The organism is Acidobacteriota bacterium, assembly GCA_040756905.1.
Lineage (GTDB): Bacteria > Acidobacteriota > Aminicenantia > JBFLYD01 > JBFLYD01 > JBFLYD01.
In genome coordinates, this window is sequence record JBFLYD010000004.1 from 24480 (window position 1) to 45512 (window position 21033).

Consider the following 21033-nt stretch of genomic DNA (forward strand, 5'->3'; position numbering starts at 1 on the left):
TTTTCCCCCATTTTATTTTAATTTAATTACTCTTCTTTGATTTACTCTCATCTAAAATTTTTCTTATTAATTTAATCAATTTATTCAGCTGGAATGGTTTTTTTATGAAATCAACTGCACCCAATTCTATCAATTTATTCATCCTTTCCTCTTTTGGATATCCTGATGAGACTATAACTTTAGCTTCTGGATTGATTTCTAAAATTTTTTTGAGTAAATCCTCGCCTTTAATTCCTGGCATTACTAAATCAAGTATAATCAGATCAATTTCTTTTCCGAATTTTTCATAGATTGAAAGAGCCTCAGTTCCATCTCCAGCCATAACAACTATATATCCATATTTTTCCAGTATTTCTTTAGAAAGATCCCTGATGAATTCCTCATCATCGATCACAAAGATTTTCTCATTTCCACTTACTAAAGTTTCTTCTTCGATTTCTATTTCTTTATTTGGGTGCTCTCTTTGTAATCGAGGGAAGATAAACATTAAACATACTTCCATTTCCTGGTTCACTGTATACAGTTATGTATCCTTCAAGGTTTTTTACTATATTCCAGACAACTGAGAGACCGAGACCTGAGCCTTTAGCTTTTGTTGTAAAAAATGGTTGAAATATTTTCTTCTTGGTTTCGCTGTCCATTCCAATTCCTGTATCCGAAACGGAGATTAGTATATAATCTCCTGTTTTTGCTCCTAAATGGGATTCAACAAAATATTTATCCAGAAAGACATTTGTTGTTTCAATGTGTAATTTACCTCCATCAGGCATTGCATCTCTTGCATTTATACATAAATTCAGAATAGCCTGGTATATAAGTTTAGGATCTGCTTTAATTAAATCTAAATCCGGAGCCAGGTCTGTTTCAATTTTAATATTTTTTTCAAAGACCCTGGAAATAAGTTTCATTAACTCGTTAATGATATCATTTACATTGAAATGGGTTATGGAAATTTTTTCTTTTCTTCCGTAACCTAATATCCGGTCAACAAGTTCTGAAGCTCGTATCGATGATTTCTGAATGGTTTCCATCATTGAATAAATTTTTTCATTTTCCTTAGGAATATGCATCTTTGCGAGATCTGAATATCCAAGTATTATGGCAATGAGATTGTTTAAATCATGGGCGATCCCGATGGTTAAAGAAGCAAGCGTTTCCATTTTTTGAGCCTGCAAAAGTTCCTCATAAAGTTTCTCCCTTTCCTCTGTGCTTTTTGTGATGTCAGTGAGGCTTCCTATTATATAAATAATGTTTGAATCTGGAATTTTTTCAGCGAAGGCCTCTCCATCAACCCAGAGAATGTCTCCTTTTTTGTTTATTATTCTAAACTTTGAGAAAATCCTTTCTTTTTCTGGAATAGATACAATTTCTTTAAATGTTTTCTGTCTATCTTCAGGATGAACTATTCTTACTATGTTCTCCAGGTTTTCAATAAAGTTTTTAACTGGATATCCAGTTATTTTTTCTATCTGGGGGGATATAAAAACTGGTTGAAATTTCTTGCCATCGTAACTGATTTTAAACACACATTCTGATATGGAAGAAAGAGTTGTGTCTAAATCTTCTTTGTATCTTTTTAATTCATTGTAAATGTTAACTCGATAAATATAGGATGATATTATATTAGCGTATATTCTTAAGAGGGAGATTTTTTCTTTTGTGAAGAATTTTGACTTTACACTGTAAACATTTAAAGCTCCTAATACTTTTTCTTCAAATATTAAAGGGATTGCGGCTGATGATTTATAACCTCTTCTAAGAGCCTCTTCTCTCCAGAGCTTGTATTTTAGATCAGAAATTATATTATTTTGAACCACGGGCTTCTTTGTTTTAATTGACATTCCGGTCGGAGTCAGACTGTATTCTGAGTCATCGTATTTAATCTTTATCGTTTTAAGATAGTCTCTTTCAAAGCCGTAAGATACAACAGGTTTTACTTCAAAAGTTTTTTCATCCAGAAAGCCAATCCAGGCCATTTTCAGATTGAAAATTTTAACAACATTTTCGCATGCACTTTTCAGGAAGGAATCAAGATCAAAAGAGGAAATTATTTGGTTGCTCAATTTAATCAAAGAAGATAAAAATTTGTTTATTTCTTTTGCTTCTAACAACTTGTATTTTTCTCCAGAGAGTTCTTCAATTGCTTCGGAGACAAAGGACAATTCTTTTACATAATCAGTCTTTACTTTCATTTTTTAATTTAGGATAAATAATTTTTCTCTAAGTTTGATATTTACCCTCCTCTTTAACTTATGCTTAAAGTCTATTAAAAATAAATAGAAAATGCAACACTTTTTTAATTTCATAATTTTTCAAGTTCTTTTTTCAATTTAGTTTCAAGATAATTTCTATTTTCTAATGTGAGTTCATACATTTCAACATCTTTCCTTTGCTTGATTTCATTCAAAAATGGAATGCTCTTTCGATGAATAACTCCCACCACTCTTTTATCGCTATTAAGGGCTTTGATGGCAATTTTTCTAAATTCATCTGAAAAAAGCTCCATCTTCCCTATTTCATCTATCACGATTATCCCTTTGTTTTCAATGGCATCCTTAAGACTCCTGACTCCTATTTCTTCAAGGTCTTCAACGTTAATCCCATATTTACCAAGAGTATGGGAGCTTTTCAGCCCTTTTCTTGCAAGAATTCCCTTTTTTCCATCGAGGGTAATTATCTCAAAACCAACTCTTTCGCCTCCTTTTCTTATTTCCTGAGTATAAAAACCCCCAGCTGATTCTACATTTTCTATTAGTTTTTTTAAAAGTGTTGTTTTTCCCACCCTCGGGTTACCTGTAATGAGAATATGCTTTTTCATTGTTTAATTTTATATATATATTATATAAATGTTATGGATTCTTAAAAAATTTAATGGATTTATCTAAAATTTTAAAAAAATAAAAAATGGAGGAATAATGGCCTCCATTTAGCCACATTATTTCAGGGTTGCCAAGAGCTTCGTGTAATTCCTCAACACATTTTTTTGGAATTATTTTATCTTTAATTGCATTTACCATTAGGATATTTGATTTTAATCCATTATATGAATAATTTAGTGGATCGACTTGGTTAAGTATTTCTTTTATATTCTCCTCTGATATTTTTTCTTTGATTAATTTCGCTCTTAACTTTTTAGTTAGTGAGCTGTGAAAAATGAGATAGGGTATATCAGCTCCTCCAAGTATTAAAACTGCTTTATTAAAGCACTGAAGTCTTGCTATGGCAACACTTCCAACTATAGCTCCCATACTTATCCCCAAAATTCCTATTTTAGAATTGTCAATCTCGGGTTGCTTTCTAACCCAATTTATATATATTTCTATATCATTTAGACTTTGCATGAGAATTTGTTTTATCATATTGAGGCTTTTATCACCCGTTATGGATTTCTTAGCTTTAAAAAAATTATATTCATTTTGATAAACTTCTTCTATTAAAAGAGTGGCAATTTTTTCTTTTGCAAATTTTTTACAAATTATTTTCTCTATAAATATTCCACCGCTTAGATGGGGTAAGATAATTATTATTGGAATTTTCTCTTTAATACCCGAGGGTTTATAATAATAGGAAAAAGAAGAAGCATTTTTTATTTTAATCTTATAAAAGATAATATTTTTCTTACTTTCCCAATAAAATGGTTCTTTAGAGGATAATAAATTTTGAAAGGAAAATAATGATAAAGATATTGATATTAATGAGATCGTCAGGCTTTTCATTTTTAGCTTAAAATTACCATTTGATCGCAATCTTTCTCATTTGTATACTTCAACTAATACAAACGCAATAAATAATTTGTAGGGCAACCCTTCAGAGCCTACCCCTAACCTTGCCCTGAACTTGTTTCATGGTTTGATTCGGGGGTTGCTTAATGCAAGGTAAAACCATGCCCTCCATGTCAATTTATTTAATTCGTTTGTATTAATATTTTTATAACATATCCATAAAAAAATAACATTTTATCTAAAAAGAGGCGATTCGGCTAGAAATTTGACAAATTCAGGATTTTAAAATAAAAAAACTTGAAGGAGGGATAAAATGATGGAAGAAAAGAAATCAATTAAAATTGCTACAATAATCCTTTTTATTGTTTTGGCCTACGCTGCAGTTTATAGTTTAATCTCAATAATAATTCCTGATGTTTTTGCAGTGCGAATATTTCCAGGATATACAGGACAATCCTGGTCCGATTTTGTTGCTTCAAGTCCAAAATTAGCAAATCACCACAGAGCGACTGCAAGATTGGCAGGAGGATTTGCACTTTCAACTGTCGTTGCTGGATTTTTTGTCCTTTTAACATCATTTAAGAAAGGTGAAAAATGGTCTTGGTTCTGCCTCTTGTTTGTCTCCCTTATAGCTTGGGTAAATTCATTGATATTTGGGATTTTTGGTAAAGATCCAATCAGCATAACAATGGACCTTGTGGGTCTAATTTTATTCATTATAGGTATAGTAATTCCAGCAAAAACCATTTTAGGGAAGAAAAAAATAGAGTAATTTCAATATTATCATGGATACATAAAAACGCTATTTTTGTACCACTTATTCAATCTCTTTTCCCATTAATACCAAAAAAACAGAAGATTTGAAGTATTTGGCAGATTAGAAATCTATTAAAATATGCAATAATTCCATAATTTTTAACAGTAGTGAAAAAATGTTGACCAGAAAACAATTATTACTAAAAGAGATACCAAGAAAGCGGCTTTCATACTTTGAATTGCAGGCATACTGGGGAATTACAAAACATATGGGAGGATTAGAGGCCACAAAGGAGCTGATAGAGCTCTGCAAAATAAATAAAGATAAACACATCCTGGATGTAGGTTGTGGTGTTGGAAAGACCACCTGTTACATTGTAAAAAGATACGATTGTAAAGTGATGGGAGTGGATATTTCTCAAAGTATGATTGAAAGGTCAAGCGAAAGAGTGAAAAGGGAGGGCGTAGAGGATAAAGTTAATTTAATTATGGCTGATGCACAGAACCTTCCTTTTAAAGAGAGAGTTTTCGATGCAGTCATTTGCGAATCTGTTACCGCATTTCCAAAAGATAAAAAGAGAGCGGTAAATGAGTATGCGAGAGTGGTAAAACAAAGACAGAAGCTCAGCTTTCAGAAAGTATGCAAAAGAAATATATTCTCCAGACACATTAAGAGCCTCTTTAAATACCTGGGATACGGAATATACGTTGGTAGAAAATAGAAAACAAGAAAAACATAAATATTTTAACTTTTCTCTCTGTTGACCGGTAGAATAAAAAGTGTTAAAAATTAACTATATTGCCGGGATGGCGGAATGGGCAGACGCAAGGGACTTAAAATCCCTCGGCACGTCAGTGCTGTGCCGGTTCGAGTCCGGCTCCCGGCATTGCATTATTATTTATTAATTAATAATTTTTTTGTTAAGAAGTTTGAGTTTGTTTACAAAGGAATAAAGAAGAATAATGTAATTATTCTCAATTGAAAAAACTGATTCAAAACTGAAATATTAGGTAAAGCAGGAGCAGGTAACTTTGTTAAGATAAAGCTTTTTTATTAGTTAGAAGTTTTCTTAATCTTTTATCGACTCTTGCAGATTTTGCTAATAAAAATAATTTATTTTTATCTATGTTTTCTAATTCATATAAATTCTTCACATCAATTATATCCTGAGGACTGCTTCCTTTCATTTTCATCACTATCAAACCTTCTGGCTTTGCAATATTTATTTGTGTTCCAAAAATAGAAGAATTAACCTGAGTTAAATCATCTAGAATTTTTTCGTGCCAATTTTTTGAAGCAATTATTAAATCAATTATAGTTACTCCATCATCTATTCTTATAACATACATTCCCAAGAGGTTATCCATCATTACCTCAGTCTTGTGGAATTCCTTTTGTATTCTTTTATTTAATAGGTCAATATTTTTTTTATTTAATTGCTCTGTAAGGTGGACAAGAAAATCTATATCTTTTGTTGCCCTTGGAACAGTCCATGAAGACACAGCGAGACCTCCTACGAGTGCAAAATTTTTAATAATTTTTTCTTGGGTTAAATTATTTAATAATTTGACTATCCTTTGAAAGGATTCTCGCATTTTTCTTTATTCCTTTTTTCAGATCTCGGCAGAGCTCAGATAGAAAAATTGCTTCTTCTATTTTTTTGTCTAAAGGAATGTTTCTTGACCTTTTCTTAATAGTTGACTTTTTTAATTCTCGAAAATTTTCAAAGCTTCTTTTTCTTTTCATTTTATAATAATAGCACTCTTTATATTTTTTTAAAATCTTTTTATAAACTTCAAAATTAATTTTATTCAGAGATCTTTTTTACTTTGTTTTGGAGGGCAATGAAACTTTTTTTATAAAGATTTCGTTATTTATACATGAAAGACAATGGATTCGAAAAGGAGTTTTAGAATAATGAAAAGAAATAAGTCACCATATATCCTAATAATATCGATGATATCGATGTTAATTATTTTTACAGGATTCATGTTATCTGATGAAAAAGTACTTAAAATTCCAAAGTTTTCCAGGGCTCCAAAGATAGATGGGGTTCTGGATAACCCTTTATGGGAAAAAGAAGCTCTTAAGATTGAGAATTTTGTTCAGTTTCAGCCAAAAGAGGGAGCAATTCCTTCTGAAAAAACCATCGCATATCTGGGTTATGATGAGAAAAATTTTTATTGTGCAGTTAAATGTTTTGATTCAGAGCCTAAAAAAATTCGTGCATCTTTAACTAATCGCGATAGTGCTTTCAATGATGATTGGATTTTGATATTTCTTGATACTTTCAATGAAAAAAGACGTGCTTTTGAATTTTTTGTTAATCCAATAGGAATTCAAGGAGATGGTATCAGAACTGAAGAAGGTGGAAACGAAAGCGACTCGCAAACATGGGATACTGTTTTTTATACTGATGGAAAATTGAATGAGGAAGGATATGTAGTGGAAATTGCTCTTCCCTTTAAAAGCATTCGTTTTCCAAACCTTCAGAAGAAAGTCTGGGGAATTTTTATAATTCGGAATATTCCGAGAAAGGGTGAATTGATTACTTTTCCAATAATTAAAAGGGGAATGGGAGGAGTCCTTACTCAGGAAGCCCAGATTATGATTGAAGGATACGTGGAAAGAGGTAAAAATTTAGAAGTTATGCCAATATTCACCTCTTTGAAAAATGAAGGAGAAAGAATCGACCCAGAAGCAGGAGTGAATCTCAAATATGGTTTAAGCTCAGACTTAACATTTGATTTCACATTTAACCCTGATTTCAGCCATATCGAGGCAGATGCTCCTCAGATTGACATAAACCAAAGGTTTGCCCTTTATTATCCTGAAAAGAGACCCTTTTTCCTTGAAGGAACTGAGATTTTTCAGTATGGCTCCCAGTGGGACCCTCAAGGAATTAATATTATTTATACAAGAAGAATAATCGACCCTCGATGGGGAGGAAAATTCACAGGAAAAGTTGGCCGATTTACTCTTGGGTATATATCTGCATTAGATCAAAACCCAACTGAAAGCTTGTGGGAAATTAGTAATGGCGGTAAAAACCTCAGTGAAGATGCTCTCTTTAATATATTTAGAATGAAAACAGATGTCTTTAAAGAATCTTATGTAGGATTTGCATTTACAGATAAAGAAATAGATGGGTCTTTCAATCGAGTCGGTTCAATTGATGGAAAATTTAAGTTTTCGAAGAATTTCTACTTTTCTTTTCAGGCTGTGGGAGCAAAAACAAAATATCAGGATGAAGAAACTGGTTGGGCTCCAGCTTTTTACTCAGAATTCTTCTACACATCCAAACACTGGGGCTCAGGAATCGAGTATCAGAGTATTCACCCCTGATTTCCAAGCTTCCTCAGGATTTGTTAATCGTGTGGATTACAGGAGAATCGGAACTTGGATTAGATACACTTGGCTTCCAGAGAAGAAATTTTTTAATTCCATTAATTTATCTCTTAACATAGGGAAGATGGATGATCATGCTGGAGATGTAGTGACAGATCGATGGACAGGTATGAATGTTAATGTTGAATTCTCCAATTTCAACCGTATTTTTATTCATTTTTCAAACAACATGGAAAGGTATGGAGGGATAAATTTTAAGAAAAATCGATTCCAGATTAATGGTCAATCGAATTTCATCCGCTGGCTGGATTTTAATGCAGGACTTTCCATCGGAGATTCGATTAAATATGATCCCGAGAGTCCATTTTTAGGGTGGAGTTTTTCTCCATGGATATGGTTGAATTTTAGACCGAATACTCAATTACAAGCTGGATTGAGTTTTAGCAAATACACTTTCTGGGAAAAAAGAGGAGGAAAGCTTCTCTGGGATTATAATGTATTAAGACAGATAACAACTTATCAAATATCTAAAACTATCTCCTTGAGAACCATAATTGATTATAATCATTATTATAAAAAATTATATGGTAGTTTTCTTTTAAGCTACATCCTTCGGCCAGGAACTGTTTTCTTTTTGGGATATGACGATAATTTCCAAAGGGATGAGTTTGGAAGTTATGTCCGAACTAATCGTACTATTTTCTTAAAATTCTCCTACTGGTGGCGTGTTTAAATTAATTCTCTTTCACTAATACAAACGAATTAAATAATGGCTATATACTCAAAATGGTGATGATAATAAGGGAATGTTTGACATGTAGGGCAAGGCTTTAGCCTTGCATTAAGCAACCCCACAATCAACCCATGAAACAAGTTCAGGGCAAGTTTCGGAGAAGGGTTGCCCTCCAAGTTATTTAAAGCGTTTGTATTAATACAAACGCATTAAATAAGATGACATAAACTAATAGTATTGTCATTCCCGCGTAGGCGGGAATCCAGTTTTATCATTATGTTTCTGGATTCCTGCTTTTGCAGGAATGACGGTAAATGTAACATTATTAATTTCGTTTGTATTAGCAATACTATTTTGTTCTATTTCCTTTTGTATCAAATTTTACAATTTCATCACAAAGAGACTTTAGTTCTGATTCAATCTTTGAAGCATCTCCAACTACAATGATAACTGCGTTATCAAGAGCGATGTAAGTTTCTGCAGCTTTTTTCATTTCATCGTACGTTACTGAATTTATTATATTAGGGTAAGTATTCCAATAATCAGAAGGAAGATCGTTCAGTTTAAGTTCTGCTGCAGCACCTGAAATTCCCCTTGACCCTTCCATCAGAAGCGGCAGAACACCTGAGAGAAAAGATTTTGAATATTTCAAATCTTCTTTAGTTGCATCTCCTTTTCTGATTCTTTCTACTTCTTTCAGTATTTCTTTTACTGCAGAAGCTGTAACTTCTGTTCTTACTTCAGCGTTGATTGCGAAAATTCCTGAATTTAGAAAAGGCATAATCCATGAGTAGCAGCCATAAGTCCAGCCTTTATCCTCCCTGAGATTCATGAATAGTCTTCCTGTAGCGCCTCCACCGATATGCCTTCCACCACCGAGGATTTTATTTGCCACGAGAAGGGAGATGTAATCTGGGTGTTTTCGCTCAAAAAGAAGATTTCCTATGAGAATATATGATTGAACAGAGCCAGGTCTATCGACTAAATAAAGAACTCTTTTTGAAGGCTTTGAAGGTAGTTCTGATTTAATTTCTTCAATAGGAGCTCCCTTTTTCCATCCTGAGAATCTCTTTTCGATTTCTTTAAAAATTTCCTCGGATTTAAAATCTCCTACTGCAATCGCAAAGGTTTGGTTGGGCATAAAAAATTTATTGTAATAGTCAATTAAATCCTGTCTTGTGGCCGTGTTAAGGTATTCCTGTGTAGGAAGAATCTGGAAGATATTTACATAAGGAGCTCCAGAAGGGGTGGTTATTTTTGAATAGGGATGATTTCCGAATACCTGTTTATAAAGCATTTCTGAAGCAAGGAAAAGGGGAGAAGCTCTTTGCTGAATTATTCTTGCTTTAAAATTTCTTATCTGTTTCTGAAATTCCTCTTCAGGGAAAGTTGGATTAAGAATTAAATCAGCGGTAATGTCAAGCACTTCAGTTAAGTATTCTTTAAGAGTTGTTACTGTTACTATGATTGTGTCTGGTGATGATGATATATCGATTGATGCTCCCAATGAATCTAACTTTTCCTGAATTTTCTTTCCTGGAAAATTTTTCGTTCCCTCTTTAATTGTATTTGCAAGAAGAGTTGAGATACCTGGTTTATCATGAGGTTCAAAGTAAGCTCCACCTTTCATATAGAATTGAATCGTAATTTTAGGTAGGGAATGGTCTTCGAATGATTGAATAGAAAGACCATTTGAAAGAGTTTTTTCTTTTGAAGAAGGAAATTTATAAGTTAGAGGAGTTTCATTGAAAGGAACTTTTTTTCTGAATGATTCATCAGGGAGTTTTGTGGATGAAGGAAGGACTGTGACGACCGACCTGTTTTTAACTGCGAAGTATTTATTTGCCACATTCATTACATCTTTTTCTGTCACTGCCATGTATTTATCAAGCTCTGTATTTATAAGATTTGCATCTCCGTCATAGAGTTCATATTCGCATAGAAACATTGCCCTGTAGAGATTTCTTTCAAGAATATTTATCATGCTCGATTTTAATCGATTTTTTGCTTTCTGTAATTCCTCAGAAAGAACAGGAACTTTTTTTATTTTTTCAATCTCATCAAGGGCAATCTGAAATACCTCATCCGGGTTTTTATCAGGTTTTACCATGATGTTAATGGTAAAAATACCAGCATCTCTCATTGGATTTGCACTACCTGAGACACTTATTGCCACTTCTTTTTCTTTTACCAATTTTTGATAGAGTCTTGAGCTTTCTCCTGAAAGAAGAATGTCGGATAGCAGTCTTAAAGCATAAGTATCAGGATGAAGTCGTTTCGGAATTCCATAGCCTGCAAATATCGCAGGAAGGTTCGCATATTTGTCGATAAGAGTGAGTTTTTTCTCTCTTGTTCTTTCAGGTTCATTGATTACAACTGAGGGAGGTGAAACTCGAGCAGGGATAGAACCAAAATATTTTTCCACTAATTTTTTTGTCTCTGAGGGATTTATGTCTCCTACGATAGCAAGAACTGCGTTGTTCGGAGCATAATAAGTGTTGAAGAATTCCTGGACGTCTTTTAATTCTGCTGCATCTAAGTCTTCCATGCTGCCAATAACAGTGTGGCTGTATGGAAAGCATTCAAAAACAAGTTCATAAAGTCTTGCTCTTCCTTCAGAATAGGGTTGGTTATCATAACTCTGTTTCTTTTCTTCTTTAACTGTCGCGCGTTGATTTTCGAAATTTTCTTTTGTGATGTTTAAAGCTTTCATTCTGTCTGATTCTGTCCAGAGAGCTATTTCCAACTGGTTTGATGGCATGGTTGCAAAATAGTTGGTTCTATCCTGACTTGTAGAGCCATTGTCGTTTCCTCCAGCTCTTCCAATCCACATATGATGCATGTTTCTTGGGATGTTTTCAGAGCCCTGAAACATCATATGCTCAAAGAGATGGGCAAACCCTGTTCTTCCTTTAACTTCATTTCTTGACCCTACGTTATAATAGACTGCATATCCGATAACTGGATTAGAGTGGTCTTCTGATAGAATAACACGAAGTCCATTTTGCAATTCAAATTTTTCGAATTTTACCAATGGCTCAGAGGCTATCGAGAATAAAACCAGGAAGAAAATTAGAATGGAAAACAAAGATAATCGTTTTAATATCATAAAGCCTCCTTTAATGATGTTTTTTATCTATTAATTTTTTTATTTTTCCCAGGCTTATCTTCATTTTATAAAATATATTATAAAAAGTGCGCCAATTCAAATTTAATGACGAGCACATCCCATTTATTGTTTAATATTGTGTCTCCCTATTTCAGACTGAGAATTACATCATTGCTTAGGACTTCATAATTTTATTCAAAATTATAAAAATTTTTTCATTGACAAGATATTTTTTATATTAGTTGGAGAGGAGGCCAGGCTCACAGAGAGAGAAATCCCTCTTCCCTGTCCATTGGCGATGAATTTCATTAAAAGTATTCTCAAAAAATGTGGAGTAAAAGTTATCTCATATTATTACAATCAACAAGGGTTTCCAATCATTCAGGTTGAAAGCAAAAATAAAAAGGACAAAATAATAAAAATTATAAACGATGCAGGCTTTATCGGAAATGTTAAAGGAGGCGATAAAAATGAATAAGAATAACAAGATTGTAAGAATATTTGCAATGCCTCTTCAATTTCCCTGTGGACCTGAATCTGTCTGTTGTGGTCCTATAGGACAATCCGATGAAGAAATAAGAAATTTTAAGGAGTCAGTTGAAAAAGAATTGGGAGTTGTAGTAGAAGTAAGGAATGTGATGAAAGGAGAGGATATGCGAGATTGGCATCAAATTTCAGGACCGTTTCGTTCCTTTAGAGCAATGTCTCTTCCAATTATTGCTGTAGAGGATGAAGTAGCCACTCTTCAGGAGAAAATGAAGGAATTGGAGATTCAATAAAATAAGGAGGTATTATAAAATGCAAGAATATGGGCTTTATATTGATGGGCAATGGCTTCTTTCATCTAACGGAGAAATATTCGAGACCAAAAATCCAGCTACTGGAGAAGTATTAGCCACTTTTCCTAAGGCTACTGAAGAAAATGTAAATAAAGCGGTCGAGGCAGCTAAAAAAGCTTTTCCTAAATGGAGAGAGACCCCAGCTCCCAAGAGAGCAGAAATTCTTTTTAAAGCAGCTCATATTATGGAAGAAAGAAAGAATGAATTAGGGGCGCTTTTAACTTCCGAAATGGGGAAAATAATTGCCGAGGGTAAAGGAGATGTTCAGGAAGGAATCGATTTGACCAAATATGTAGCTGGAGAAGGTAGAAGATTAATGGGTGAGACAGTCAAATCAGAACTACCAGATAAATTCGCTATGACTGTTCGGCAACCAATAGGCGTGGTTGGACTTATAACGCCCTGGAATTTCCCTTTTGCCATTCCATGTTGGAAAATAATGCCTGCTTTAGTAGCAGGAAATGCAATTGTTTTTAAGCCAGCAACTGACACTCCTCTCATTGCAGCTAAGCTGATTGAAATTTTAATAGAATCAGGTATTCCTGAGGGTGTGATTAATTTTATAACTGGCTCAGGATCAGTTGCAGGAGAAGCTATAGTTCATCATCCGGATGTTAAAGCTATTTCCTTAACTGGTTCAGTTGAAGTAGGAAGACATACTTATGTCGAAGCCGCTAAAAGATTAGCCAGAGTAGAATTGGAATTGGGAGGAAAAAATCCTCAGATTATATTGGAAGACGCTGATATAGATTTAGCGGTTGATGGAGTTTTATTTGGAGCTTTTGGGACAGCAGGTCAAAGATGTACCGCAACATCAAGGCTTATAATTCAAGGAAAAGTGTATGATCAAGTTATGGAAAAACTGATAACCCGAACGAAAAAATTAAAAATCGGAAACCCTTTGGACCCTGAGATTGACATTGGCCCTCTCATAAATGAATCTCAGGGAAGGCAGATAATGGAGTATATAAAAATTGGACAGGAGGAAGGAGCTAGACTTCTCACTGGGGGAAAGAGACTAACAGGGGGCATTTTTGATAAAGGTTTCTATATTGAGCCAACAATTTTCGAAGCCAAACATGGGATGAGAATTACTAAAGAAGAGATATTTGGTCCTGTTTTAGCGTTAATAAAAGTCAGGGATTTTGAGGAAGCCATTTTTGTGGCTAATGATGTTGAATATGGTCTTTCTTCCTCTATCTATACTAAAAATATCAACTTAGCTTTTAAGGCAATTGAGTTATTAGAAGCAGGGATAACCTATATTAACGCTCCAACGATTGGAGCTGAAGTTCAACTTCCTTTCGGTGGGGTAAAAGATTCCGGAAATGGTGGAAGAGAAGCTGGTTCTACAGCGATAGATGAATTTACCGAAATAAAAACTGTCTTTATTGATTATAGCTCTAAATTGCAGAAAGCTCAGATTGAGGAAGGGAAATAAGAAATTCAAAAAAGTAAAAGAATTTTTAGATTATATAATTTTAAAAAATTATTCCTGATAGAAGTATTCCTCCAATCACTACCCATAAAATGTCAAATTTCAGTAATAGAGCTAGAAAAGAAGCTCCAGCAAGGAGAACTGATTGAAAATCCCAGTGGACATTTGAAGCAAAATGGATGGTAGTGGATAGGAGCAAGCCAATAAAGCAGGAAAGAGCTCCCTGGATTGCCTTCTGGAAATAGGATGAATACTTCAATCGATCAAAATAAGGAACAATGCTCACCAGAATGATAAAAGATGGTGAAAACACATATAGAGTTGAAACAACAGCACCAAGAAAGCCAAATAGCAAATAGCCTATAAAAGTTGCTGTGATTACAATTGGCCCTGGTGTAATCTGTCCAAGTGCAATTCCATGCATGAAAGTGCTACTATCAAGCCATCTTCGAGAATGGACAACTTCATGAAACATAAGTGGTACCGAGACAAAACCTCCTCCAAAAGCAAAAAGGTCAATCTTAAACATCAGGAATGCGAGGCTGAATAATTTTTCATTTATAAGTCTGAGAATAGCGAAGCCGATTAACACAGGCATAAAAAGAATTAATAAACGCTTTATTCCATTTGCATTTTTTGAGGGTGCTTGATCAGTTGATGATGGAGCCTCTTTTTTAAAAACGAGGATCCCAACGCCTGACATTAAAATTATCACCAGGATTGGATTAATTTTTATAAGGAAAAAAATCGCCGCAAGAATTGCAATAAGTATATATCTCCAGTTCTTTATAGAACTTTTTCCAAAAGAGATGGTTGCATTTGCTATTATGGATACAACGATAACCTGCAGTCCTTTTAATACAGAAGCTGCAACAGGAATATTACGGGTGTGTGTATAAAAGAAAGTAAGAAATACCATAAGCAGAAAAGCAGGTAGCCCAAATCCAACAAATGATGCTATAGCTCCAAATACTCCCCTTAACCTTAAACCAACGTAGGCAGATACTTGCATGGAAGTAGCTCCGGGTATTGATTGACATAGGGCAATTCCATCATTGAACAATTCTTCTGAGATCCATTTTTTTCGATGAACAAAAATGTCTCGAATATACGAAGCCATTCCAGGGCCACCAAAAGCAGTGAGCCCAAGCTTTAAAAAAGAAAGAAATAAATTTCTAATTTTTACTGACTTTTCCATCATAAATTTTTAAAAGAACATACATCTCTAATCCCACTTTAGCACCATACCGAAAATTATAGTTTTTATTATAGAAAACATATCCGAATGAATATTTGTCATTCATTTCAAAAATCATATTATAGAAAAGATTTATATTCAATCTGACGTAAAGTCAAATAAAATCAAAAAGTCAAGCCTGACACCAAAATGAAGCTGAACGCTGAAGTTAATACTTTTAAATATAAATAAAATCATATAAATTTATTTTTATAATTCCAAAATTTAGGAGGAGAAATTATGGGAAAAAGAAAAAATCAAAAAATTGGGAAGATGATTTTACTTCTCTTTATGCTAATCTTGATTTTCTCTCCTTCATATCAGGCAGAGAAGAAATCGCCAAAGAAATTCCAGATGACAATTGATAATATTATGAGAGAAGAGGAGCTTGTTGGGACTTCTCCATCTGGAATCAGATGGTCATCCGATGGAGAGCGAATTTATTTTGAATGGAAAAAGTCAGGAGAAGAAAAGTCAGCAACATATTTTACTACAAAAGATGGAGCTGAGCCCCAGAAACTTGCTGAGGAAGAGATAAAAAATATTCCTCCTACAAGTGCTGAATGGGATAAAGCTAAAAAATTAGCTTTATTTGTTGAAGGAGGGGATATTTTTATTTTTGACAGCTCGGATAACAAAAAATACCAGATAACACGAACCTCTGATATGGAATGGGAGGCTCATTTTACAGCAGATGGTAAAAAGATAACATTTGCAAAAGATAACAATCTTTACGTATTATCTTTAGAAAAAGGAGAATTAATTCAGGCTACAGATTTTAAAACTACCAAACCTGAGGCACCACCCAAACTCACAGAAACACAGAAATTTTTAATAGAACAACAGAAAAAGTTGTTCGAGCAATTTAAAAAAGAAAGGGAAGAAAGAGAAGCTCAGTTTGGTAGAGCTATGAGGCAGAGGATGGAAACAGCTTTCAGAGATAAAAGGCAACCATTTTTTCTTGAAAAAAATCAGAGTGTTCGAAATTTAAAGCTTTCACCCGATGAGAAATATGTAATTTTTACAATTTTTGAAAGATCTGATGATTCAAAGCCAACCATAGTTCCAGATTATGTAACTCGTGATGGATACACAAGGGATATTCAATCAAGGTCAAAAGCTGGAGATGTATTCGGAATAGCAAAAACTGGAATTTATTATGTAGATGACGGAAAAGTCGTTTGGATTGACCATGGGCAGGGAGAAAGAAAAGTATCGATTCTAAATTATACTTGGTCTTCTGATGGCAAAAATTGTGCTATGATCGCATTCTCTGATGACCATAAGGATAGATGGATTCTTTTGTTGAGTCCTTCTGATGGAAAAACTACTGTTCTTGATCATTTCCATGACGATGCATGGATAGATGGCCCTGGAGTAAATACTTTCGGTTGGATGCCAGATGATAAACATGTATATTTTATCTCTGAAAAAGATGGATATGCCCACCTTTACACATTATCTCTGGATGGGAAAGATTTAAACCAGCTGACTCAGGGAAAATTTGAGATATATTCGCCTCAAATATCGAATGATAAAACAAAGTGGTATTTTACCTCTAATGAGGTTCATCCTGGAGAGAGGCATTTCTACTCCATGCCAATAGAGGGAGGAAAAAGGACAAAGATTACCTCAATGGTTGGAAATAATATGTGCTATCTTTCTCCAGATGAATCAATGATTGCGATTCTTTATTCATACAGTAATCAGCCACCAGAGATTTACCTAAAGAAAAATGAACCCAGTGCAAAAGTAAAGAGGATAACCACATCAACGACAGAGGAGTTTCGCTCGTATAACTGGATAGCACCAGAGATTGTAACATTTAAAAGTGATGATGGAGTTACAATTTATGCAAGGTTGTACAAGCCAAAAAAACCAGCAAAAGGAAATCCCGCAGTTTTATTCGTTCATGGAGCAGGGTATTTGCAAAATGTCCACAAATGGTGGAGCAGCTATTTCAGAGAATACATGTTCCATCATTTTCTTATGGAACATGGATATATTGTTTTAGACATTGATTACAGGGCGAGTTCTGGTTATGGAAGATACTGGAGGACTGCGATTTATCGCCATATGGGAGGCAAAGACCTTGATGATTTGGTCTCAGGTGCAAAGTATTTGGTTAAAGAGCATAAAGTCGACCCTAAGAGAATTGGAATATATGGAGGAAGTTATGGAGGATTTCTGACACTTATGGCTATGTTTACAAAGCCTGATGTTTTTGCAGCTGGAGCTGCTTTAAGACCTGTAACAGACTGGGCTCATTATAGTTACTCATATACTTCAAACATCTTAAACATTCCCCAGGAAGACAAAGAAGCCTACGAGAAAAGTTCTCCTGTATATTTTGCAGAAGGATTGAAAAATCCTCTTTTAATATGCCATGGAATGGTTGATGTAAACGTTCATTTTCAGGATACAGTAAGGCTTGTCCAGAGACTGATAGAACTAAGAAAGGAGAACTGGGAGGTGGCAATCTATCCTGTAGAAGACCATGGATTCAAAAATCCCACAAGTTGGGCTGACGAATACAAAAGAATTTTCAAGCTTTTTGGGAGATATTTAAAAAAATAAAAAAATTATTTATTATTTTCTGGATATAATATAAATAATTCAGATGTAAAAAAGTTTCTTTAATTAATAAATTGATTTTAACTTGAGCGGGAGTGATTTCTAAATTGATTTCTTGATGTATTTATAATTAGCTATCTGGAATTTCTTGAAAAATATGTCGCCTGTTTCTTCGTCTTCTATTCTTGCATAAATAAACCCATTTTTTATTATGCTCGGGAAAAAGTTTAGTTTTGTTTTATAAATATAATATCCATCTTGACTGAATACATCAAATTCATATTCCTTTGATTCATCAACAGGTGATCTCATTCTTGATACATAAATCCTTCCATCTGAATCAACTAAAATTGAAGAAAAAAATGGTCTATGGGGTGGAAAGTAAATTTTATCTCTCACCTCTTTTGTAAGAGAAGGCTTAAAGGCGTCACATACTTTATCTTTTTCCTCTGAACTAACAGGAGTTTCCTTCTCCTCCTTTCTAAATTTAAAAACCAATTCTCCTGAAAGAGAAATAGATGAGAGTTCATATTTAGAGGATTCTCCATGGATAAATTGATTTGAGATTTCTGAGAAATAAAAATATTGATTGAAAACAAACCAATGGGAGAATTGGATTATCATTTTTCCTGTATTGATTGTTGTGATGGGATCAAGAATTTTTTTAATTTCTTTATCGAGTTTTCCATCATTGTTTAATTTTGCAAATGTTTGATATCTTTCTTTTTCAGTTGTCCGATGTAGAATACAGAAGATTGATCCATGCTCGTCTATTTGTAAACTTGTAAAATATGTCAGGAGAGAATAATTTATTGGGATTTTTTTTGATATTTTCCTTCTCTATCAAAAACAAGAAGACCTCTTTTAGGGGAGTCATACACATAAACATTTCCCTTTTTGTCAAGTTTCATTCCAAAAGGTCTTTCGAATTCTCCAGGTCCTTGCCCTTTTTTTCCGATGGTTTTTAAATATTTTCCATTTTCATCATAAACCTGAATCCTGAAGTTTCCAGAATCAAGTACATAGAAATTTCCAGCTCCATCTAAATCAAAATTCCAGGCATCTGAAAAGGAGTAATTCTCTTCATCTGGATTTCCAATTGAAAGAATCTCCTTTAGCTCAAGTATTAACTCACCATACACAGGCTCAGAGGGGTTTTTCATAACTTTTATTTTTCCCTCATACTCAATCTTTCCCTTCCATTTTTCTGATCTCTCCCTTGAACAGTTTGAAAAAGACATAAAAAATAAAATTAAAACAACAAAAAGTCCAAATGTTATTATTTTCCTAACCATTTTCCTATCCTGTTTATATTTTAATTTAAATTATAAATCTATTAAATGAATTTTTTAATGATTTTAGAAATCTGTGACAAAAGGATGATTTTTAGATAATCAATCCCATATTCTGTATTTAATTATTTTGTGGAAGCCTTCTTCATCAAAGGAAAGAACAGATGTCAAGCGTGCTTGGGCTGCATTATGAAAATTGTTTGACATCTCATTTTGCATAAAATAGTAAAAAATATACCTATAAGCGAAAGCTATAAGAAGTGTAAAATACTTAAAAGTCAGGATATATGGAGGATAATGTTTTATAATTTTGCTCAACCGATATTGATAAATAATAATATCTACGTATTAGTAACTAAATTGGAGTACAGGGATGAGACCGTTGATTCGTTCAGAAACCCACAATCCAAAAAGCTCTTCCTTTATTGTCTGAAAAAGAATCGCCTGATCAAGATAAGAGAGGTTTCTGAGGGTGAGTTTATGGAATTAGGAGCAGTATGGCAAAATCGCATAATTCTCTACAGATGGGGGGATCCTTATCCTTTCATAAAAGTTCTTGAAATAAACGAATCATCTATATAATTGATAACAAATTTTGGTTTTGTTTATAGTTGTTTTCCAAAGAGGAGTGCAAATTGGAGACAGGTCAAAAATTGTTAAGGTTAAAAAATCAAATTTTCAAGCTTGAAACTGAAAAGTTTTTTTCTGAGCATAAGCTTTTTCTAAAATTTGATATTAAAATATTTGAAAGGATATAATTTAAATAAAAATGAATTTAATTAAAATAATTGGGGGGTAAAATGAGAAAAATATTTTTTGTAATTCCTGCTTTATTTGGGATTCTGGTATATGGAGCGGATAAAAACATAGAAAAAGTTGATAAAAAAATTGAAGATGGAGTTGAGGTTATCCTGAATTATCTTGAGCCCTATAAGATAAAAAATGTTTCGACAAAAATGACATTGCAAGAGGAGTTTTCAATCGACACTGAATTTTTTGAGGATGAAGCTATCTCAAGCGTTGGAGGAATTGAAGCTGATGATGAAGGGAATATTTATGTTTCTGAGACTAAAATTAACAAGGTTCTTGTTTTCGATAGAAATGGAAAATATCTAAGGTCTATAGGAAAGAAAGGCGAAGGCCCTGGTGAGTTTAGAAGTCTTTCTAAAATAAATATTAATTCCTCTGGAGAGTTAATTACCTGGGATACATTAAGTATGAAATTTTCTTTTTTTAAAAAGGATGAAGCTCTTTTAAAAGAGAGAAAGCTAACACTGACAGAGAGAATTCTTCCAGATAGTTATTTACTGGAAAATGGAAACTATATATTTTCAATTCATAGCTTTGACCCAAATGCAAATTATATGTATATTGGACTTTCTCTTTATGATTCAGAATTTCATAAAATTAAGGACTTAAATGGAAAAGTTGAAATACCAAACCCTCTAAAGAACATAAAAATAAAAGGCGTTGAAGTTTCTGTTTTCTCAAAAACTCAAAAAAACAAGATAATAATCGGAAACAACCAGAAAGATGTCTATGAAATTGAACTCTATGATTTGAATGGAAAATTACTCAAGAAAATAAGAAAAGAATATAAAAGGGTTTCTCCAACAGAGGAATACAAGAAAAAATTTTTAGAGCTCTTCAAGAGTCCCATTTTTGATCAAATAAGAGGAAGAATATATTTTCCCGATCATCTTCCTCCCTATCACAATATATTTTCAGATGAAGAAGGAAGGATATTTGTTGAAACCTATGAAAAAGGAGAGAAAGAAGGAGAGGTAATTTTTGATATTTTTACTCCTGAAGGAGTATTCATTTCGAGGAAAAGTTTGAAGAAATTTCAAACAGGTATATTTGCATATTCCGATGAATCTGGCCACTGATTCTGATTGAAACCGGCCACCTGTCGGAGCGAAGTGACGCTGAATTTTCATTATACCTCAGAGTGGCTGGATTGAGTCAAGGATGACTTTCTTTT

Annotated in this window: 20 protein-coding genes and 1 tRNA gene; 11 read left to right on the forward strand and 10 right to left on the reverse strand. The window is 33.5% G+C overall.

Going from position 1 to position 21033, the window contains the following annotated elements:
• Window positions 1-22: 22 nt before the first annotated feature.
• The 4 genes from AB1410_00420 to AB1410_00435 all read right to left on the reverse strand — a co-directional run bounded on the left by AB1410_00420 (window position 23) and on the right by AB1410_00435 (window position 3716).
• Window positions 23-502: a response regulator gene (locus AB1410_00420; GenBank protein MEW6455164.1), complete on the reverse strand. Its 480-nt coding sequence runs from the start codon at window positions 500-502 to the stop codon at window positions 23-25.
• Window positions 447-2192 carry an ATP-binding protein gene (locus AB1410_00425; protein ID MEW6455165.1) on the reverse strand — a complete coding sequence of 582 codons (1746 nt, stop codon included), beginning with the start codon at window positions 2190-2192 and terminating at the stop codon, window positions 447-449. Before AB1410_00425 ends, AB1410_00420 begins: the two co-directional genes overlap by 56 nt.
• A 110-nt stretch (window positions 2193-2302) precedes the next feature.
• A complete protein-coding gene (locus tag AB1410_00430) occupies window positions 2303-2818 on the reverse strand; it encodes an NTPase (protein MEW6455166.1) in 516 nt (171 codons plus the stop codon).
• Window positions 2819-2849: 31 nt separating this feature from the next.
• Window positions 2850-3716: an alpha/beta hydrolase family protein gene (locus AB1410_00435; GenBank protein ID MEW6455167.1), complete on the reverse strand. Its 867-nt coding sequence runs from the start codon at window positions 3714-3716 to the stop codon at window positions 2850-2852.
• A gap of 319 nt (window positions 3717-4035) precedes the next feature.
• Between AB1410_00435 and AB1410_00440 the strand changes: the two genes are divergently transcribed.
• The 3 genes from AB1410_00440 (at window position 4036) to AB1410_00450 (ending at window position 5365) form a co-directional block, all read left to right on the forward strand.
• Window positions 4036-4494, forward strand: coding sequence for a hypothetical protein (locus AB1410_00440; GenBank protein ID MEW6455168.1), 459 nt, complete (start codon window positions 4036-4038; stop codon window positions 4492-4494).
• Between the two features lie 160 nt (window positions 4495-4654).
• The gene (locus AB1410_00445; GenBank protein ID MEW6455169.1) at window positions 4655-5200 is read left to right on the forward strand and encodes a class I SAM-dependent methyltransferase; all 546 of its coding nucleotides are present in this window, start codon (window positions 4655-4657) and stop codon (window positions 5198-5200) included.
• Between the two features lie 79 nt (window positions 5201-5279).
• A tRNA-Leu gene (locus AB1410_00450) sits at window positions 5280-5365 on the forward strand.
• A 148-nt stretch (window positions 5366-5513) separates the two neighbouring features.
• Here the strand turns inward: AB1410_00450 and AB1410_00455 are convergent.
• Together AB1410_00455 and AB1410_00460 are read right to left on the reverse strand one after the other, a co-directional pair.
• Window positions 5514-6074, reverse strand: a complete 561-nt coding sequence (locus tag AB1410_00455; GenBank protein MEW6455170.1) for a nucleotidyl transferase AbiEii/AbiGii toxin family protein — start codon at window positions 6072-6074, stop codon at window positions 5514-5516.
• Entirely contained in the window at window positions 6034-6225 is a 192-nt protein-coding gene (locus tag AB1410_00460; protein ID MEW6455171.1) for a hypothetical protein, read from the reverse strand. The genes AB1410_00455 and AB1410_00460 overlap by 41 nt, the downstream gene beginning before the upstream one ends.
• Window positions 6226-6396: 171 nt before the next feature.
• Here AB1410_00460 and AB1410_00465 point away from each other — a divergent pair, with 171 nt between their 5' ends.
• A complete protein-coding gene (locus AB1410_00465; GenBank protein MEW6455172.1) occupies window positions 6397-7824 on the forward strand; it encodes a DUF5916 domain-containing protein in 1428 nt (475 codons plus the stop codon).
• A 31-nt stretch (window positions 7825-7855) separates the two neighbouring features.
• Window positions 7856-8560 carry a hypothetical protein gene (locus AB1410_00470; GenBank protein ID MEW6455173.1) on the forward strand — a complete coding sequence of 235 codons (705 nt, stop codon included), beginning with the start codon at window positions 7856-7858 and terminating at the stop codon, window positions 8558-8560.
• A gap of 349 nt (window positions 8561-8909) precedes the next feature.
• On the opposite strand, the gene AB1410_00475 is transcribed toward AB1410_00470, so the two are convergent.
• Complete coding sequence (locus tag AB1410_00475; protein MEW6455174.1) at window positions 8910-11669, reverse strand: pitrilysin family protein; 2760 nt, start codon at window positions 11667-11669, stop codon at window positions 8910-8912.
• Between the two features lie 298 nt (window positions 11670-11967).
• On the opposite strand from AB1410_00475, the gene AB1410_00480 reads away from it, so the two are divergent.
• Genes AB1410_00480 through AB1410_00490 form a run of 3 tightly spaced genes read left to right on the forward strand, consistent with a single transcriptional unit; the run spans window position 11968 to window position 13949 of the window.
• Complete coding sequence (locus tag AB1410_00480) at window positions 11968-12147, forward strand: hypothetical protein (GenBank protein ID MEW6455175.1); 180 nt, start codon at window positions 11968-11970, stop codon at window positions 12145-12147.
• Window positions 12140-12448 (forward strand): hypothetical protein, encoded by a 309-nt coding sequence (locus tag AB1410_00485; protein ID MEW6455176.1) that lies wholly within the window; start codon window positions 12140-12142, stop codon window positions 12446-12448. Before AB1410_00480 ends, AB1410_00485 begins: the two co-directional genes overlap by 8 nt.
• A gap of 19 nt (window positions 12449-12467) precedes the next feature.
• A complete protein-coding gene (locus AB1410_00490) occupies window positions 12468-13949 on the forward strand; it encodes an aldehyde dehydrogenase family protein (GenBank protein MEW6455177.1) in 1482 nt (493 codons plus the stop codon).
• A gap of 40 nt (window positions 13950-13989) precedes the next feature.
• Here the strand turns inward: AB1410_00490 and chrA are convergent, their stop codons facing one another.
• Entirely contained in the window at window positions 13990-15147 is a 1158-nt protein-coding gene (chrA, locus tag AB1410_00495) for a chromate efflux transporter (protein ID MEW6455178.1), read from the reverse strand.
• A gap of 276 nt (window positions 15148-15423) precedes the next feature.
• On the opposite strand from chrA, the gene AB1410_00500 reads away from it, so the two are divergent.
• A complete protein-coding gene (locus AB1410_00500) occupies window positions 15424-17760 on the forward strand; it encodes a prolyl oligopeptidase family serine peptidase (protein MEW6455179.1) in 2337 nt (778 codons plus the stop codon).
• A gap of 99 nt (window positions 17761-17859) precedes the next feature.
• Here AB1410_00500 and AB1410_00505 read toward each other — a convergent pair whose 3' ends face one another.
• Together AB1410_00505 and AB1410_00510 are read right to left on the reverse strand one after the other, a co-directional pair.
• Window positions 17860-18381, reverse strand: a complete 522-nt coding sequence (locus AB1410_00505; protein MEW6455180.1) for a hypothetical protein — start codon at window positions 18379-18381, stop codon at window positions 17860-17862.
• A 185-nt stretch (window positions 18382-18566) separates the two neighbouring features.
• On the reverse strand, window positions 18567-19052 hold the full coding sequence (locus AB1410_00510) for a 6-bladed beta-propeller (GenBank protein MEW6455181.1): 486 nt from the start codon (window positions 19050-19052) through the stop codon (window positions 18567-18569).
• Between the two features lie 294 nt (window positions 19053-19346).
• On the opposite strand from AB1410_00510, the gene AB1410_00515 reads away from it, so the two are divergent.
• Together AB1410_00515 and AB1410_00520 are read left to right on the forward strand one after the other, a co-directional pair.
• Window positions 19347-19631 (forward strand): hypothetical protein, encoded by a 285-nt coding sequence (locus AB1410_00515; protein MEW6455182.1) that lies wholly within the window; start codon window positions 19347-19349, stop codon window positions 19629-19631.
• Between the two features lie 218 nt (window positions 19632-19849).
• Window positions 19850-20938, forward strand: a complete 1089-nt coding sequence (locus tag AB1410_00520; GenBank protein ID MEW6455183.1) for a 6-bladed beta-propeller — start codon at window positions 19850-19852, stop codon at window positions 20936-20938.
• Window positions 20939-21033 lie beyond the last annotated feature (95 nt).

What these genes read in the sequence shown, in the direction of transcription:
- AB1410_00460 (MEW6455171.1), bottom strand. Translation starts at nt 6,225, where the DNA reads ATGAAAAGAAAAAGAAGCTTTGAAAATTTTCGAGAATTAAAAAAGTCA.
- AB1410_00515 (MEW6455182.1), top strand. Translation starts at nt 19,347, where the DNA reads ATGTTTTATAATTTTGCTCAACCGATATTGATAAATAATAATATCTAC.
- chrA (MEW6455178.1), bottom strand. Translation starts at nt 15,147, where the DNA reads ATGATGGAAAAGTCAGTAAAAATTAGAAATTTATTTCTTTCTTTTTTA.
- AB1410_00485 (MEW6455176.1), top strand. Translation starts at nt 12,140, where the DNA reads ATGAATAAGAATAACAAGATTGTAAGAATATTTGCAATGCCTCTTCAA.
- AB1410_00520 (MEW6455183.1), top strand. Translation starts at nt 19,850, where the DNA reads ATGAGAAAAATATTTTTTGTAATTCCTGCTTTATTTGGGATTCTGGTA.
- AB1410_00475 (MEW6455174.1), bottom strand. Translation starts at nt 11,669, where the DNA reads ATGATATTAAAACGATTATCTTTGTTTTCCATTCTAATTTTCTTCCTG.
- AB1410_00420 (MEW6455164.1), bottom strand. Translation starts at nt 502, where the DNA reads ATGGAAGTATGTTTAATGTTTATCTTCCCTCGATTACAAAGAGAGCAC.
- AB1410_00435 (MEW6455167.1), bottom strand. Translation starts at nt 3,716, where the DNA reads ATGAAAAGCCTGACGATCTCATTAATATCAATATCTTTATCATTATTT.
- AB1410_00440 (MEW6455168.1), top strand. Translation starts at nt 4,036, where the DNA reads ATGATGGAAGAAAAGAAATCAATTAAAATTGCTACAATAATCCTTTTT.
- AB1410_00510 (MEW6455181.1), bottom strand. Translation starts at nt 19,052, where the DNA reads ATGGTTAGGAAAATAATAACATTTGGACTTTTTGTTGTTTTAATTTTA.
- AB1410_00490 (MEW6455177.1), top strand. Translation starts at nt 12,468, where the DNA reads ATGCAAGAATATGGGCTTTATATTGATGGGCAATGGCTTCTTTCATCT.
- AB1410_00430 (MEW6455166.1), bottom strand. Translation starts at nt 2,818, where the DNA reads ATGAAAAAGCATATTCTCATTACAGGTAACCCGAGGGTGGGAAAAACA.
- AB1410_00455 (MEW6455170.1), bottom strand. Translation starts at nt 6,074, where the DNA reads ATGCGAGAATCCTTTCAAAGGATAGTCAAATTATTAAATAATTTAACC.
- AB1410_00505 (MEW6455180.1), bottom strand. Translation starts at nt 18,381, where the DNA reads ATGATAATCCAATTCTCCCATTGGTTTGTTTTCAATCAATATTTTTAT.
- AB1410_00445 (MEW6455169.1), top strand. Translation starts at nt 4,655, where the DNA reads ATGTTGACCAGAAAACAATTATTACTAAAAGAGATACCAAGAAAGCGG.
- AB1410_00500 (MEW6455179.1), top strand. Translation starts at nt 15,424, where the DNA reads ATGGGAAAAAGAAAAAATCAAAAAATTGGGAAGATGATTTTACTTCTC.
- AB1410_00465 (MEW6455172.1), top strand. Translation starts at nt 6,397, where the DNA reads ATGAAAAGAAATAAGTCACCATATATCCTAATAATATCGATGATATCG.
- AB1410_00425 (MEW6455165.1), bottom strand. Translation starts at nt 2,192, where the DNA reads ATGAAAGTAAAGACTGATTATGTAAAAGAATTGTCCTTTGTCTCCGAA.
- AB1410_00480 (MEW6455175.1), top strand. Translation starts at nt 11,968, where the DNA reads ATGAATTTCATTAAAAGTATTCTCAAAAAATGTGGAGTAAAAGTTATC.